Below are 14478 nucleotides of genomic sequence, written 5' to 3'. Positions count from 1 at the left end.
CTTAGTTGCGTACCGGTTTGCCGGTCTGCAGCATGCCCATGATGCGCTCTTGCGACTTAGGATGGTTCAGCAATTCCAGGAAGGCCTTGCGTTCCATATCCAGCAGCCACTGCTCGCTCACCACGCTGCCCTGGTCGATGTCGCCGCCGGACACGATCTCGGCGATCATGTCGCCCAGCTTGTAGTCGTGGGCGGAGATGAAGCCGCCGTCGCGCATGTTGACCAGCTGGCCGCGGATGGTGCCCCAGCCGTAACGGCCGGTCACCGGCACTGGGCGCTGGATCGGCGCGCGGTAGCCAGCATCAGCCATCGCACGTGCCGTGGTTTTCGCCACGTGCAGCAGTTCGTAGGCGTTGAACACGATGATGTCGTCTTCCTTCAGGTAGCCCATCGCCTTCGCTTCCAGCGCGGACTTCGATACGGCCGCGGTGGCGGCGTTGGTGAAGCCGGTCTTCAGGAATTGCAGGATGTCGTTGCCTTTGGCTTCGCGCGCTGCACGAACAGCCGCCTCTTTCAGGCCGCCGCCGCCAGGGATCAGGCCCACGCCCACTTCCACCAGGCCGATGTAGGATTCCAGTGCCGCCACGCGCTTGGATGCGTGCAGCATCATTTCGCAGCCGCCGCCCAGGGCGATGCCGGCAACCGCCGCCACCACTGGCACGTTGGAATACTTCATCTTCATGAAGGTGTCTTGCAGTTCCTTGATGATCGGGTCGACTGCTTTCGCGCCGCCGGCCATGAAGGCTGGCAGGGCTTCCTGCAGGTCGGCGCCGGCGGAGAACGGGCCGCCTTCAGCGGCGTCGGTGTTCCAGATCACCAGGCCCTTGAAGTTCTTCTCGGCTTCGGCCAGGCCGCGCTGGATGCCGGCGATCACGCCTTTGCCGATCACGTGCATCTTGGTCTTCAGGGACAGGATCAGCACGTCGTCGCCGGTGTGCCACAGGCGCACGGTTTCGTCTTCGTGCACGGTCACGCCGGCAGTCTTAGGATCGGCGCCGCCGCCGCCCACCACCGGAGCGCGGAATTCCTGGCGCTTGTACACAGCCAGTTCGGAACGCGGGGTGTAGGACTTGGTCGCTGGCGAGAACGAGCCTTCAGGGGTATGCACGCCCTGCTCGCCCACTTTGCCTTCGAAGACCCATGCCGGCAGCGGTGCGTTGCACAGCGCCTTGCCTTCTTCGATATCCTGCTTGACCCACTGGGCCACTTGCGACCAGCCGGCAGCTTGCCAGGTTTCGAACGGGCCGACGTTCCAGCCGAAGCCCCAACGCATGGCGAAGTCGATGTCGCGCGCGTTGTCGGCGATCGATTCCAGGTGGATCGCGATGTAGTGGAAAGCGTCGCGGAAGATCGCCCACAGGAACTGGCCTTGCGGGTTGGTCGATTCGCGCAGCGCCTTCATCTTCTTGACCGGATCCTTTTCTTTCAGGATGCGGCCGATGATGTCGTCGGCCTTCTTGCCGCCCGGGACGTATTCACCGGTGGCAGCGTCCAGGCGCAGGATGTCCTTGCCGACTTTCTTGTAGAAGCCAGCGCCGGACTTCTGGCCCAGGGCGCCCTTGGCGACCAGGCCGGACAGCACGGCTGGGGTCTTGTACAGGGAAGCGAACGGATCGTTCGGCAGGTTGTCTTCCATGGTCTTGATCACGTGGCCCATGGTGTCCAGGCCCACCACGTCGGCGGTACGGAAGGTACCGGACTTGGCGCGGCCCAGCTTGGCGCCGGTCAGGTCGTCCACCACGTCCACGGACAGGCCGAACTTCTCGGCTTCGTGGATGATGGCCAGGATGCCGAACACGCCAACGCGGTTAGCGATGAAGTTCGGGGTGTCCTTGGCACGTACCACGCCCTTGCCCAGGGTCGAGGTCATGAAGGTTTCCAGCTGGTCCAGGATTTCCGGCTTGGTGTCGGTGGTCGGGATCAGTTCCACCAGGTGCATGTAGCGCGGTGGGTTGAAGAAGTGCACGCCGCAGAAGCGCGATTTCAGGTCGGCGTCGAAGCCTTCGGCCAGCTTGTTGATCGACAGGCCGGAGGTGTTGGAGGCGAAGATCGCGTTCGGGGCGATGTGCGGAGCGACCTTCTTGTACAGGTCGTGCTTCCAGTCCATGCGCTCGGCGATTGCTTCGATGATCAGGTCGCAGCCGGCCAGCAGGTCCAGGTTGTCTTCGTAGTTGGCGATCTGCACCAGTTCCGCGTCGGCCTTGTCGCCGAAAGGAGCCGGGGACAGTTTTTTCAGGCCTTCGATGGCCTTGATGCCGATGCCGTTCTTGTTGCCTTCTTTGGCAGGCAGGTCGAACAGGACGACTGGGACTTTGGCGTTGACGCAGTGGGCCGCGATTTGCGCGCCCATCACGCCGGCGCCCAGCACCGCTACTTTTTTCACGTTGAAGTTGCTCATATATATCCTTTAGGTGGTGTATCTATCGCTTTGCTTGGGTGCCGGCTTTTACTGCCAACCCCGGAAAACCAGGGTCAGACCCTAGGGTCTGACCCAGACTTGCCGGGGTAACGGGCACCATCAACTTCAGAACAGGTCAGCGTCCAGTGCCATCAGGTTGGCGGCGCCGGAACGGGCCTGGCGGATCAGGGTTGCGGTTTCTGGATACAGGCGGCCGAAGTAGAAGCGGATGGTGGCCAGCTTCGAGGTGTAGAACTTATCGCCCGAAGCTTCTTTTTCCAGCGCGATCTTCGCCATCTGCGCGAAGAAGTACGAGTACACCAGGTGACCGGCGACACGCAGGTAAGGCACGGCAGCGGCGCCCACTTCGTCCTGGTTCTGGAAGGCCTTCATGCCGATTTCCATGGTCAGCTTGGTCAGCTTCTCGCCCAGGTCGCCCAGCGGGGTGATGAACTCGGACATCGCTTCATCGGTACCGTTTTCTTCCACGAAGGCGCGCACTTTCTCGCCGAACTTGCGCAGCTTGGCGCCGTTGTCCATCAGGATCTTACGGCCCAGCAGGTCCAGCGACTGCACGGTGTTGGTGCCTTCGTAAATCAGGTTGATACGCGCATCGCGCACATACTGCTCCATGCCCCACTCGGAGATGTAGCCATGGCCGCCGTACACCTGCATCGCGTCGGAAGTAGCGATCCAGGCGTTGTCGGTGATGAAGGCCTTGATGATCGGGGTCAGCAGCGCCACTTCATCGCCGGCTTCCTTGCGCACTTCTTCGTCCGGGTGGTGCAGTTCGCGGTCGATCTGCAGCGCCACGTAGGAAGCGAAAGCACGCGCGCCTTCAGCGTAGGCTTTACCGGTCAGCAGCATGCGGCGCACGTCCGGGTGCACGATGATCGGGTCGGCCGGGCCTTCTGGATTCTTCACGCCGGACAGCGAGCGCATTTGCAGGCGGTCTTTCGCGTACACCAGCGCGTTCTGGTAAGCCACTTCGGTCAGGCCCAGGGACTGCACGCCCACGCCCAGGCGGGCCGCGTTCATGAACACGAACATCGCCTGCAGGCCCTTGTTCGGCTGGCCGATGATCCAGCCCTTGGCGCCGTCCAGGTTCATCTGGCAGGTCGAGTTGCCGTGGATGCCCATCTTCTCTTCGATCGCGCCGCAGAAGATCGGGTTGCGCTCGCCGATGGAACCGTCAGCGTTCGGCAGGAACTTAGGCACCAGGAACAGGGAGATGCCCTTCGAGCCTTCAGGCGCGTCCGGCACGCGAGCCAGCACCAGGTGCAGGATGTTCTCGGACATATCGTGTTCGCCGGCCGAGATGAAGATCTTGGCGCCGGTGATGGACCAGGAACCGTCCGCGTTAGGGATGGCTTTCGAGCGCAGCATGCCCAGGTCGGTGCCGCAGTGCGGCTCGGTCAGGCACATGGTGCCGGTCCACTCGCCGGAGACCAGCTTCGGCAGGTAGGTCGCTTTCTGTTCCGGGGTGCCGTGCGCCAGCAGGCACTCGTAGGCGCCGTGCGACAGGCCGGGGTACATGGTCCACGCCTGGTTGGCCGAGTTCAGCATCTCGTAGAACGAGTTGTTCAGCACGATCGGCAGGCCCTGGCCGCCGTATTCAGGATCGCACGCCAGCGCAGCCCAGCCGCCTTCCACGTACTGCTTGTAGGCTTCCTTGAAGCCCTTCGGGGTGGTCACGGTCTTGGCCGCTGCGTCGTGGTGGCAGCCCTCGCGGTCGCCCGAATGGTTCAGCGGGAACAGCACTTCGGAGGTGAACTTGGCACCCTCTTCCAGCACCTGGTTGATGATGTCCGCGTCGGTTTCGGCGTGAGGAGGCAGCTCTTTCAGCTTCTCTTCCACCTTCAGCAGTTCGTGCAGCACGAACTGCATATCACGGATTGGCGCGACGTATTGACCCATTTTTTTCTCCAGATGGCTAAAAGGTTATGTGTGTCTCGGCAGCGGCTCAGCGCCGCCATTAAGATGGTTGATAGTTTTCGATTAAACGGTTGAAGCCCACGCCGGCCCGATCGACGCTGCCCGGGGTGCGCATGAAGCGCGCCTCATGGTGCAGGGCCAGGATCAGGCCATACATCTCGTACACCAGCTGGGAAGCATCGGTATCGGGCCGCAGGTCGTTGTTGTCGATGGCCTGGCGCACGCAACGCAGCAATGCCGCCTGCCATGCGCCGACCATAGCCAGCAACTCCTCGCGGATCGGACCCGGACGATCGTCGTACTCGACGGCGCCACTGATATAGATGCAACCCGAAGCAATTTCAACGCTGACCCGCTTGACCCAATTGGCAAACATGGCGCGCAGGCGAGGCAGGCCGCGGGCCTCCTTCATCGCCGGGTAAAACACTTCCTGCTCGAAACGATGGTGATACAGCTTCAGGACTTCAATCTGCAAATCCTCCCGCGAACCAAAGTGCGCGAATACGCCGGACTTACTCATGTTCATCTTATCGGCGAGCAAACCGATGGTGAGGCCTTCCAGGCCGTCACGGCTTGCCAGGTCGAGGGCCACATCGAGGATGGCCGCACGGGTCATTTCGCCTTTGCGCATGAATTTAGTTGGTGTATTTACAAGAATGCCACTCACTTTTGAACCCACCCAGGAAAGAAGGAATAAGAAGGAAAAACCTTATTCTCGCTCCAACAGATCGGTCGCTGGTGAAAAGATTTGCGAACGTTCGTACTATTATCCACTACCTGTGGAAAGTCAAACGACACAACTAGAAGCCCACCTCTATTGTTGCGGCGCAGCAAATGTCCATGTTGGGGTCAGGAAGAAAGGTGGACATTTTCCTGTGGAAATATCCACCCCACACGTAGCGCTTCACCTTACCGGGCGGCCGAAGTTAAGCACTCTACCGCCGTAAGCTCAACCGGCGAGGATAGGGTGAGCACAACGGGTTCCATGGCGCGCCTACTCCCCAGAATATGGGCTGTGACATACACCTTGCCGTTGGCAACCCGGGCTGTAAAGCGCTGCGGGGCCTGGCTAAAGGCCGCCGCCCGCAGCAAGTACTGTGTTTGTCCAGGCATGGCAGCCAATCCCACCAGCGCCGGCTCGACGGCCGTGATGGTGGCATCCCCCAACAGTTGAACCGCCGTTGGCAGAAACTCGCTTCCGACCGGTTTCGGTGCCTCCAACGGAATTGATGACTTAACGTCCGGCATGTCGGCACCCGAGCAGGCAAGCTCCGCAGCCAATGGGAAAACAGGCGCACCCGATAACAACAACGATAAGACTGCAAGTCTCATGCAGCGCCCATGGAAAATAGGGTACGTCCCCATTTTTTTCAGGAGTCGGTGGCGCGCTGCCATTGGCGGCGGTCGCGCTTGGTGGGACGGCCTTTGGCGTCGGCGAAGGGTTCTGGGAAGAGTTTCTTGCGCTCGATCAGGGCGGCGCGGCGGGCCAGCGATTCTTCGCTCTCTTCATATAACAGGCGGGCGATCGGGGCGCCTTCGCGTTTGCCGGAAATGCCGACAACCAGGACATCCCATTCGTCCGCGCCGTTATCAATATGCAAGCGCTCGCCCAGCTTGGCGTTGCGCGAGGGCTTGATGCGCTCGCCATTCGAGAGCTTGACCTTGCCTTTGTCGATGGCGTCGATGGCCAGCTGACGCGTCTTGAAGAAGCGCGCTGCCCACAGCCATTTGTCGATCCTTACGTCACTCATGTGTACTTTCCTACTGCAAATATGCGCATCAGCGTGCGGTAGACGATGTATGCGACTTCATAACCAATGCGGCGCAGGCGTCCGACATGTTCGAAATCCTGCGGGTGGACCACCACGCCTTCGGCGATGGCGTCCTCGATGTGCTTGCGCAAGGCGCGCGCGAACTCGGCGTCCTTGATAACGACATTGGCTTCCTGGTTGAGGAACAGGCTCAGCCCGTCCACGTTGGAAGAGCCAACGGTGGCCCAGTCGTCGTCGATCACGGCGACTTTGGCGTGCAGCTGCGTCTTGCGGTATTCCACCACTTTCACGCCCGCTTCCAGCAGCTTGGGGTAGAAGGAATGCGCCACGGCGTCCTGCAGCCAGATCTCGCCGACGCCGATCAGCAGCACCACTTCCACCCCGCGCTGGGCGGTGGCGGCCAGGGCGCGGCGGAACTTGCGGCCGGGGGCGAAGTAAGGATTGGCCAGCAGCACGCTCTTCCTGGCCTTGCCCAGCGCCTGCAGGTAGGCGCGCTGGATGGTGCGCCGGTTGCGCAGGTTGTCGCGCACCACAAAACCGGCCTGCATGGTGCTCTGGCGCGCGATCTTGTTCAGCTTGCGCACTTCATTGAACAGGCTCAGGCGCTTGACGATGGTCATATGGCCCAGCCGCTTCCATTGCGTCTCGGCCTCGCTGTGGATGGATTCGACCAGCGGCCCGCGCACCGCCACGGCAAAGTCCCAGCGCGGCGCGGCCAGGGCAATGCTGTGGTCGTAATCGGTGAACATATCGTCGTTGATGTTGATGCCGCCCACGAACGCGACCTCGCCATCGACCACGCAAATCTTGCGGTGGGTGCGCGTGACGCCGCGCCGGAACCAGGGATTGAAAATGCGGTGCTCGACGCCCGCGGCCGTCACTTCCGCATGCATGCGGTAGGCTGCCTTGTGGCCGGTGCCGAACCAGTCGGTAATCATGCGCACGGTGACGCCGCGCTGGGCGGCGCCTTTCAGCGCAGCCAGCACGCGCTTGCCGGTCTCGTCTTCGGCAAAGATATAGGTCTCGAAATAGACTTCGAACTGGGCCGCCTCGATCGCCTCGACCAGGGCGGGGAAGTAATCGGTGCCGCAGTACAGGAGTTTGACTTCGTTATCGGCCAGGAAATCGACGTGACGCATGTGTCAGGAAACCAGTTTCAGGTTCGCCACGATGGGCGCGTGATCCGACAGCTTGGCCCATAAGGGGCCGTGCAGGACTTCCGCGGATTCTACCTCGAAGCCCCGCACATAGATGCGGTCCAACCTGAAGAACGGCAAGGCTGCCGGGAAGGTGCGGGCCGGGCGCTGGGCCGCCTTGCGCCGCGCCAGGGTACGCACCAGGTCGCCGACCGGGTGGCCATGTTCGATTTCGTCGAACACCTCGCGCACATTGAGCGCGCTTTGCAGCTTATTGGTCAGCGTGTTGCGCCAGTCGTTGAAGTCGCCGGCGATGATGACCGGCTCGCCGTCCGGCGCCGAACTGCGCACGGCTTCGATCAGCAGCTCCGCCTGGCGCACGCGGCTGCGCTCGAACAGGCCGAGGTGGATCACGTAGCAGTGCACCAGCCTGCCCTCGGTTTCCACCACCGAGTGCAGGATGCCGCGCGATTCATAGGCGTGGTCGGAAATATCGGTGTTGGTCCAGCGCGCAATCGGGTATTTGCTGAGCAGCGCATTGCCGTGGTGGCCGTGGTCGTATTGCGCATTCAGGCCGTACACCGACTGGTGCGACTCGCCGGCAAAGAACTCATGCTGGGCCTTTTTGGGCCAGTGGCGGTGGCCGTGGTGCTCTTCGCCATAACGCGCCTCGATCCGGTCGTGCTGGCCCTGCACTTCTTGCAGGAAAACCAGGTCGGCGTGGAAGGCCTCAATCGCATGGCGCAAGGCATGCACCCGCGGCTGGCTGCGGTACGACACGCCCTTGTGGATGTTGTAGGTGGCAACGCGGATCTTCATGGGTTTATTCTAACCCCAACAGCCCGGCTTGCTGGCAGTCAAAAGTGCCAGGAATTGCTTTATAGTCATGCCCATGAACGAACGCCACACCACCTTTCCTTCCGCTCCCGAGGCATTTTTACTTGCGCTATGCCTGTGGGGCATCGAGTACCTGGTGCTTGGCGCGCTGTATGACGCCCGCCACTGGCTGGGCATCGAGGATGGCTACAGCCTGGCGACCCTGGCTGTGCTGGTGGCCAATGGCATCCTGTTCAGCGCGCTCTTGCATTGGAAGAAGCTGGATTACCGCGACTTGTTCTTTACGTCGCGCGCTTCGGCGGCCGCCAGCACGGTGCTGCTCGTGCCTACCGTCCTGTTGGCGGCACCCTTGCTGTTCCTGCTGATGGGCAGCGTGGACGAGTTGCTTCAATCCGCTTTCCCGATGAGCAGCTCGACCGAGGAGCAGTTGCGCGCCATGACGGCGCCGGGACTGCCGCAGCTGGTCATGGCTTGCATGCTGGCGCCGGTGCTGGAGGAAATGCTGTTCCGGGGAATTATCCTGCGCAGCTTCCTGGCGCAGTACGACCGCTGGTACGCCATTGCCGGATCGGCGGTCGTCTTTGGCTTCGCCCATGGCAACATTTACCAGCTGGTCGGCGCGATCATTTTCGGTATGGCTGCCGGCTGGCTGTACGAGCGCACGCGCTCGCTCATCCCTTGCATCGCGCTGCATGCCGCAATCAATACCGGCAGTATGCTGCTCGATGCCGACGCCAGCCCCGCGGTAGCCGATGCCACCACCTGGCTTGCGTGCGCGCTGCCGGCTTTGCTGTCCGGGTGGCTGTTGCGGCGCTGGCTGGCCGCCCCGGCACGATGAGCAAACTCGCCAAGGCCGCGGTACTGGCATGGCTGGCAGCGGCCTGCGCGCTGGGCCACGCCAACACCGTCGCGGGCGGCAGCCGCTGCCACGGCAAGGTCGGCAACGGCAGCCTGGAAGGCGCGGTCCAGCTACCGGCCGATGGCGCGAATTTCAGCGCCTACAGCACACTGGCCGTTGGGATGGGGCGTAATTATGTGCACAGCGAGGTCGCGGCCATCATGCTCGACGCCTGGCGCGCGCTGCAGGACACGGCGCCGGGCGCGGTCTACGTGTATGGGGAAACCGGCCTGGCGCAAGGCGGCCGCTTCCGCCCGCACCGCACGCACCAGAACGGCTTATCGGTCGATTTCTTCGTCCCCGTGCGCGACGGGCAGGACCGCCCTGCCCGCCTGCCGACGCCGGCCACGCTGCGCTTTGGCTACGACATCGAGTTCGACCGCCACGCGCGCTATGGCACGTACCGCATCGACTTCGCGGCCATGGCGGAACACCTGTACCAGCTCGACCTGGCCGCCCGGGCACGCGGGCGCAGCCTGGCCCTGGTCATCTTCGATCCGGCCTACCTGCCGCGCCTGTTCGACACGCCGCGCGGGCCGGCGCTACGCAAACTCAATTTCATGCAGGGCAAGCCATGGGTGCGGCACGATGAGCACTACCACATCGACTTTGCCATCCCCTGTCTTAAGTAGCTACCGCAGCAAAGGTGAGCGAGAACGTCATGAGTCCCATGTTTTTGAAGTTCTCCAGCGCGGCGCAGCCAACCACGCCCCCAGCGCAGCGCCACGCCCGGATCAGTCAATTTGCAACATCGGCTTCGGCGCTGCTGGCGGCCATCTGCCGCGGCAGGATCACGCGGAAGGTGCTGCCCTTGCCCAGCTCGCTTTCCACTTCAATGCGGCCGCCGTGCTTCTGGACGATGCTGTAGGACATGGACAAGCCCAGCCCGGTGCCCTTGCCGACCGGCTTGGTGGTGAAAAAGGGTTCGAAGATGCGGCCCAGGTTTTCCGGCGGGATGCCACTGCCGGTATCGCTCACGACGACCGTGATGCTGGCGTCGTCGTAGGCGGTGCGCAGCACAATGCTGCCGCGCGCCTCGATAGCGTGGGCGGCGTTGACCAGCAGGTTCATGAACACCTGGTTCAGCTGCGAGGGAATGCATTCAATTTCCGGCACGCCGCTGTATTGCTTCACGACCTCGGCTTTGTATTTGATCTCGTTCCACACCACGTTCAGGGTGCTGTCCAGCCCCGTCTCGATGTTCGCGGCCAGCATCTCGCCGCCGCTGACGTGCGAGAAGTCCTTCATGTCCTGCACGATGCGCTTGATGCGGTCCAGGCCATCCATTGATTCGGACAACAGGCTGCCCAGGTCTGCGCGCAGGTAGTCGGCATCGATCTCCTTGCGCAGCGCCTGCAGCGCTGCGCGCTCGGCCTCGGGCAAATGGCGCTCGCGCGCCTCGTAGGCGTCGAGCAGCTGGAGCAGCGAGTCCATGTAGCGCTGCAGGCTGCTCAGGTTCGAGTTGACGAAGCCGACCGGGTTGTTGATCTCATGCGCCACGCCGGCTGCCAGCACCCCGATCGATGCCATCTTTTCCGACTGCAGCAGCTGGTTCTGCGCCTCGCCCAGCTTGCGGATCAAATCGGCCTGGCGCGCCTTTTCGTTTTCCAGCGTCAGGTTGGCCAGCTGCAGGGCCAGCGTGCGCTCGTGCACGCGGCTCTCCAGCTGGTCGCGCGATTCGCGCAGCGCGCGCTCGGTATGTTCGCGCTCCGTGGTATCGATGAAGCCGTACACGCGGCCGATGATGCGCTCGCCCAGGAACTGCGGCCGTGAGCGGCATTCAAACACGCGGCCGTCATGCAGGTGCAGCAGGTCCATCGATTCGTGCGGGTCGCTCACTTGCTGCAGCCGTTCGCGGCACAGCCCCTGCTCGACCACGTTCGCGGTCAGGAATTCCAGGATGGCGGCGTCGTTGCCGCTTTTGAGGAAGGCTTCGGGGATGTGCCACATTTCGCTGAACTGGCGGTTCATGCTGGCGATGCTGTTATGCCAGTCGATCACCAGGATGCCGTTGCCGGTGGCCTCCAGCGTGGTGCGCAGCTGCGACAGGGTTTGCTCCAGCACCGCCTCCACCCGCCGCTCCTGGCGCGCGTCGCGGGCCAGGATCAGGATCAGCCAGCGCTCTTCGTAACGCAGCACGCGCAGCGATTTTGTGACCAGGATCTGCGTGCCGTCGGCGCGCTGGTACTCGCCTTCCTGCCCGTCGATATCCTGGAAATGGCCGCCGCGCGCATCCTCCCAATAGAACACGTCCTGCAAGGAGCTTTCGATATCGGTGATCAGCATTTCCGTCAGCTGCGCCGCAGTGTAGCCCAGGACCTGCTCGGCCACCTTGTTGACGACGATGATGCGCAAATCGTCGGGGTCGACCAGCAACATCATCTGCGGGCTGTGGTCGAGCATGAGCTGGCGCAGTTCGGAGATCACCCGGCAGCCCCCTGTCCCGGCGTGGCCGCGTCGAAGTAGTAGCTAACCCGCTTGCGCGGGCTGAGGTAGGCGTAGATTTCCTTGGGCACCTGCGCCGGCTTGATGGCGCGCACGATGTTCAGGTCGTGCTCGCGGTCCATATCGACCATGATCGCCTCGTCGCGCGGCACGCCCACCTCATACACCACCAGTTCCGGCTTGTTCGGCTTTTCGGTGTTGATGGTGGCGACCATGCCGGTAGCCCCGTTCGACAGCTGCACGATGGTGCCGGGCGGGTACACGCCCAGGCAGCGGATGAATACCTGCAGCAGCTTGGGATCGAATTTGCCGCGGTGCTTGGCGAACATCAGCGACAGCGCCTCGTGCGGCGTCAGGCCGGGCGTGCCGTTGAGCGGGTTGCACAGGCGGTCGTAATAGTTGGCGATGGCGACAATGCGCGCCAGCAGGCCGATGCCATCGCCTTTCAGGTGCGCCGGGTAGCCGCTGCCGTCGAACATTTCGTGGTGGTCGCGCAGGATGGCCATGGAGGCGGCCGGGAGCTTCAGCTGCAGCCCCATCTCTGCGCCGACCGCGCTGTGGGTTTCATACAGGTGCTGCTCGGAGCTGTTCCAGGCCTCGGTCTTGGCCAGCACCCGGTCCGGGATATTGCGCACACCGATATCATGGAACATGGCGCCCACCCCCATGGCGCCGGCCACTTCGCGCGGCAGCTTGATGTCGCGCGCGATCATCATCGACAGCATGGTGACGTTCAGCGAATGCAGGTAGATCTCCTCCCCGCCCAGGCGGTCGCCCATGACGTGGATGGCCAGCTCCGGCGCGCTCAAAATGGAGTCGGCGATCTTGCCGATCATTTCGCTGGCGCGCTGCAGGCTTTCCACCGGCATGGCAAAGAGGTTCTTTTCCATGTCGCGCATGGCGCGCGCGGTATCGACGAAAGCATGCTCGATGCGCGCCGCGTTCTCGCGCTGCCTGCGCATGCGCTCCACCATGGCGCGCTTGACGGCCAGCTCGGGGGATTCGGGGGCCGGCGGCGCTGCCGGCGCGGCGCCTTCATCGATGGCTTCGATCAGCAAGACCGACGGCTGCACGTCGCTCAGCGCCGGATCGAAGCGGACCTTGCGCAGGCCCAGGCTGCGCAGCTGGTGGATCTGCTCCTGCGACTTGATCTTGAAATGGCTGAAGGCAAAAGGATGCTCGAACCACTTCAGGTCGAGGTGGACGTAGATACCGACCTGCAGCTGCTCCAACAGGATGTCCTGAGTCTCCGGCATGGCCTGGCCCCAGTATGAGAGTCGATCAGCCGATTATAGCCGCATGTGCGCTGGCGAACATGCAATCTATTTGCTAGCTACTCGGCGTGTTGCGGCAGCTGGAGGATGGCTTCGGCGTTGGAGGGGGAGAAGCAGCGGTCGGCGGCTTCCAGGTAAGGCAGCCAGACGTGGGCGGTGTGTTCGCGTGGGCTCAGCAGGATGGGCACGTTGCGCGGCACCTGTACGCTGAAGATGTGTTCGAGGTTATGCGTGACGCCGGGCGCATAGCGGTGGCGCCAGACGGGATAGATTTCGTAGATGTTCTGCAGGCCCCAGTCGCGCAGGACGATGTCGGTGCCGTCGGCAACGATGCCGGTTTCTTCGAACAGTTCGCGGGTGGCGGTGGTGAGCAGGGGTTCGTCGAGGGCGTCTTTGGAGCCGGTGACGGATTGCCAGTAGCCGGGGTTGCCGGCGCGCTCAATCAGCAATACTTCAAGGTCGGCGGTGTGGATCACCACCAGGACGGATTCGGGGATTTTGTAGGGCTTCATTTAGACCCGGTAAACCTGGGTCAGGCCCAAGGGCCCGACCCTGTCTGCGGCGCTGCCGGTGGAGTGTCAGACCCTTGGGTCTGACACTGCCTTACCGGGTTTAACCAGCCACCTTAGGCTCAGCCGAACGCAGGCGGATATGCAGCTCGCGCAGCTGCTTCTCGTCCACTGGCGACGGCGCCTGGGTCAGCAGGCACTGTGCGCGCTGGGTTTTCGGGAAGGCGATCACGTCGCGGATCGAATCGGACTTGGTCATCAGGGTCACGATACGATCCAGGCCGAACGCCAGGCCGCCGTGCGGAGGCGCGCCGTACTGCAGCGCGTCCAGCAGGAAGCCGAACTTCTCGCGCGCTTCCTCGGCACCGATCTTCAGTGCGCGGAACACCTTCGACTGCACTTCTTCGCGGTGGATACGGATCGAGCCGCCGCCCAGTTCCCAGCCGTTCAGCACCATGTCGTAGGCCTTGGCGATACATGCGCCTGGATTGGTTTCCAGCATGTCTTCGTGGCCGTCCTTCGGCGAGGTGAATGGGTGGTGGGTTGCGGTCCAGCGGTCTTCTTCCTCGTCGTACTCGAACATCGGGAAGTCGATCACCCACAGCGGCGCCCACACGTCGTTGAACAGGCCGTTGGCCTTGCCGAACTCGGAATGGCCGATCTTCACGCGCAGCGCGCCGATCGCGTCGTTGACGATCTTGGCCTTGTCGGCGCCGAAGAAGATCAGGTCGCCGTCCTGGGCGCCGGTGCGCTCCAGGATCACGTTCAGCACTTCGTCGCTGATGTTCTTCACGATCGGCGACTGCAGGCCGTCACGGCCCTTGGCCTTCTCGTTGACCTTGATGTACGCCAGGCCCTTGGCGCCGTAGATGGCGACAAACTGGGTGTAGGCGTCGATTTCCGAACGCGGCATGTCGGCGCCCTTCGGCACGCGCATACCGACCACGCGGCCGTTCTTCATGTTGGCGGCGCCGGAGAAGACCTTGAACTCGACGTCTTTCATCACGTCGGTCAGTTCGGTGAATTCCAGCTTGACGCGCATGTCAGGCTTGTCCGAACCGTACTTGCCCATGGCTTCGGCAAAGTCCATCACCGGGAATGGGTTAGGCAGGTCCACGTCCATGGTGTTCTTGAACACTTTGCGGATCATGGTTTCGAACAGGTCGCGGATCTCCTGCTCGTTCAGGAACGAGGTTTCGCAGTCGATCTGGGTGAACTCAGGCTGGCGGTCGGCGCGCAGGTCTTCGTCGCGGAAGCACTTGGTGATCTGGTAG

Annotated in this window: 13 protein-coding genes; 2 read left to right on the top strand and 11 right to left on the bottom strand. The window is 62.7% G+C overall.

Features of this window, described 5'->3' with window-relative positions; translation table 11 throughout:
- Window position 1: 1 nt before the first annotated feature.
- The 7 genes from ACE3TQ_RS02845 to ACE3TQ_RS02815 all read right to left on the bottom strand — a co-directional run bounded on the left by ACE3TQ_RS02845 (window position 2) and on the right by ACE3TQ_RS02815 (window position 8060).
- Window positions 2-2398, bottom strand: a complete 2397-nt coding sequence (locus ACE3TQ_RS02845) for a 3-hydroxyacyl-CoA dehydrogenase/enoyl-CoA hydratase family protein (protein WP_374580414.1) — start codon at window positions 2396-2398, stop codon at window positions 2-4.
- A 126-nt stretch (window positions 2399-2524) separates the two neighbouring features.
- Window positions 2525-4315 carry an acyl-CoA dehydrogenase C-terminal domain-containing protein gene (locus tag ACE3TQ_RS02840; RefSeq protein ID WP_374580413.1) on the bottom strand — a complete coding sequence of 597 codons (1791 nt, stop codon included), beginning with the start codon at window positions 4313-4315 and terminating at the stop codon, window positions 2525-2527.
- A 58-nt stretch (window positions 4316-4373) separates the two neighbouring features.
- Window positions 4374-4964 carry a TetR/AcrR family transcriptional regulator gene (locus ACE3TQ_RS02835; protein ID WP_374580412.1) on the bottom strand — a complete coding sequence of 197 codons (591 nt, stop codon included), beginning with the start codon at window positions 4962-4964 and terminating at the stop codon, window positions 4374-4376.
- Window positions 4965-5242: 278 nt separating this feature from the next.
- Window positions 5243-5665, bottom strand: a complete 423-nt coding sequence (locus ACE3TQ_RS02830; RefSeq protein WP_374580411.1) for a hypothetical protein — start codon at window positions 5663-5665, stop codon at window positions 5243-5245.
- A gap of 38 nt (window positions 5666-5703) precedes the next feature.
- Complete coding sequence (locus ACE3TQ_RS02825; protein WP_374580410.1) at window positions 5704-6084, bottom strand: RNA-binding S4 domain-containing protein; 381 nt, start codon at window positions 6082-6084, stop codon at window positions 5704-5706.
- Complete coding sequence (gene clsB, locus ACE3TQ_RS02820) at window positions 6081-7244, bottom strand: cardiolipin synthase ClsB (RefSeq protein WP_374580409.1); 1164 nt, start codon at window positions 7242-7244, stop codon at window positions 6081-6083. The genes ACE3TQ_RS02825 and clsB overlap by 4 nt, the downstream gene beginning before the upstream one ends.
- Window positions 7245-7247: 3 nt before the next feature.
- Window positions 7248-8060, bottom strand: coding sequence for an endonuclease/exonuclease/phosphatase family protein (locus ACE3TQ_RS02815; RefSeq protein WP_374580408.1), 813 nt, complete (start codon window positions 8058-8060; stop codon window positions 7248-7250).
- 67 nt (window positions 8061-8127) lie between these two features.
- Here ACE3TQ_RS02815 and ACE3TQ_RS02810 point away from each other — a divergent pair, with 67 nt between their 5' ends.
- Together ACE3TQ_RS02810 and ACE3TQ_RS02805 are read left to right on the top strand one after the other, a co-directional pair.
- Window positions 8128-8916, top strand: coding sequence for a lysostaphin resistance A-like protein (locus ACE3TQ_RS02810; protein WP_374580407.1), 789 nt, complete (start codon window positions 8128-8130; stop codon window positions 8914-8916).
- A complete protein-coding gene (locus tag ACE3TQ_RS02805) occupies window positions 8913-9608 on the top strand; it encodes a penicillin-insensitive murein endopeptidase (RefSeq protein WP_374580406.1) in 696 nt (231 codons plus the stop codon). Before ACE3TQ_RS02810 ends, ACE3TQ_RS02805 begins: the two co-directional genes overlap by 4 nt.
- A 106-nt stretch (window positions 9609-9714) precedes the next feature.
- Here the strand turns inward: ACE3TQ_RS02805 and ACE3TQ_RS02800 are convergent, their stop codons facing one another.
- The 4 genes from ACE3TQ_RS02800 to aspS form a co-directional block, all read right to left on the bottom strand.
- Window positions 9715-11403, bottom strand: a complete 1689-nt coding sequence (locus ACE3TQ_RS02800) for an ATP-binding protein (RefSeq protein ID WP_374580405.1) — start codon at window positions 11401-11403, stop codon at window positions 9715-9717.
- Window positions 11400-12677 (bottom strand): HD-GYP domain-containing protein, encoded by a 1278-nt coding sequence (locus tag ACE3TQ_RS02795; RefSeq protein ID WP_374580404.1) that lies wholly within the window; start codon window positions 12675-12677, stop codon window positions 11400-11402. The genes ACE3TQ_RS02800 and ACE3TQ_RS02795 overlap by 4 nt, the downstream gene beginning before the upstream one ends.
- Window positions 12678-12754: 77 nt before the next feature.
- Entirely contained in the window at window positions 12755-13207 is a 453-nt protein-coding gene (nudB, locus tag ACE3TQ_RS02790; RefSeq protein WP_374580403.1) for a dihydroneopterin triphosphate diphosphatase, read from the bottom strand.
- A gap of 100 nt (window positions 13208-13307) precedes the next feature.
- On the bottom strand, window positions 13308-14478 hold a 1171-nt coding region (gene aspS / locus ACE3TQ_RS02785; protein WP_374580402.1), incomplete at its 5' end, for an aspartate--tRNA ligase.

It is taken from the genome of Pseudoduganella sp., from assembly GCF_041914865.1.
Classification (GTDB): domain Bacteria; phylum Pseudomonadota; class Gammaproteobacteria; order Burkholderiales; family Burkholderiaceae_D; genus Rugamonas.
The sequence above is the reverse complement of the archived record's forward strand: the minus strand, read 5'-3'. Positions and strand labels throughout refer to the sequence as shown.

What these genes read in the sequence shown, in the direction of transcription:
- ACE3TQ_RS02845 (WP_374580414.1), bottom strand. Translation starts at nt 2,398, where the DNA reads ATGAGCAACTTCAACGTGAAAAAAGTAGCGGTGCTGGGCGCCGGCGTG.
- ACE3TQ_RS02835 (WP_374580412.1), bottom strand. Translation starts at nt 4,964, where the DNA reads ATGCGCAAAGGCGAAATGACCCGTGCGGCCATCCTCGATGTGGCCCTC.
- nudB (WP_374580403.1), bottom strand. Translation starts at nt 13,207, where the DNA reads ATGAAGCCCTACAAAATCCCCGAATCCGTCCTGGTGGTGATCCACACC.
- ACE3TQ_RS02810 (WP_374580407.1), top strand. Translation starts at nt 8,128, where the DNA reads ATGCCCATGAACGAACGCCACACCACCTTTCCTTCCGCTCCCGAGGCA.
- ACE3TQ_RS02815 (WP_374580408.1), bottom strand. Translation starts at nt 8,060, where the DNA reads ATGAAGATCCGCGTTGCCACCTACAACATCCACAAGGGCGTGTCGTAC.
- clsB (WP_374580409.1), bottom strand. Translation starts at nt 7,244, where the DNA reads ATGCGTCACGTCGATTTCCTGGCCGATAACGAAGTCAAACTCCTGTAC.
- ACE3TQ_RS02805 (WP_374580406.1), top strand. Translation starts at nt 8,913, where the DNA reads ATGAGCAAACTCGCCAAGGCCGCGGTACTGGCATGGCTGGCAGCGGCC.
- ACE3TQ_RS02830 (WP_374580411.1), bottom strand. Translation starts at nt 5,665, where the DNA reads ATGAGACTTGCAGTCTTATCGTTGTTGTTATCGGGTGCGCCTGTTTTC.
- ACE3TQ_RS02795 (WP_374580404.1), bottom strand. Translation starts at nt 12,677, where the DNA reads ATGCCGGAGACTCAGGACATCCTGTTGGAGCAGCTGCAGGTCGGTATC.
- ACE3TQ_RS02825 (WP_374580410.1), bottom strand. Translation starts at nt 6,084, where the DNA reads ATGAGTGACGTAAGGATCGACAAATGGCTGTGGGCAGCGCGCTTCTTC.
- ACE3TQ_RS02840 (WP_374580413.1), bottom strand. Translation starts at nt 4,315, where the DNA reads ATGGGTCAATACGTCGCGCCAATCCGTGATATGCAGTTCGTGCTGCAC.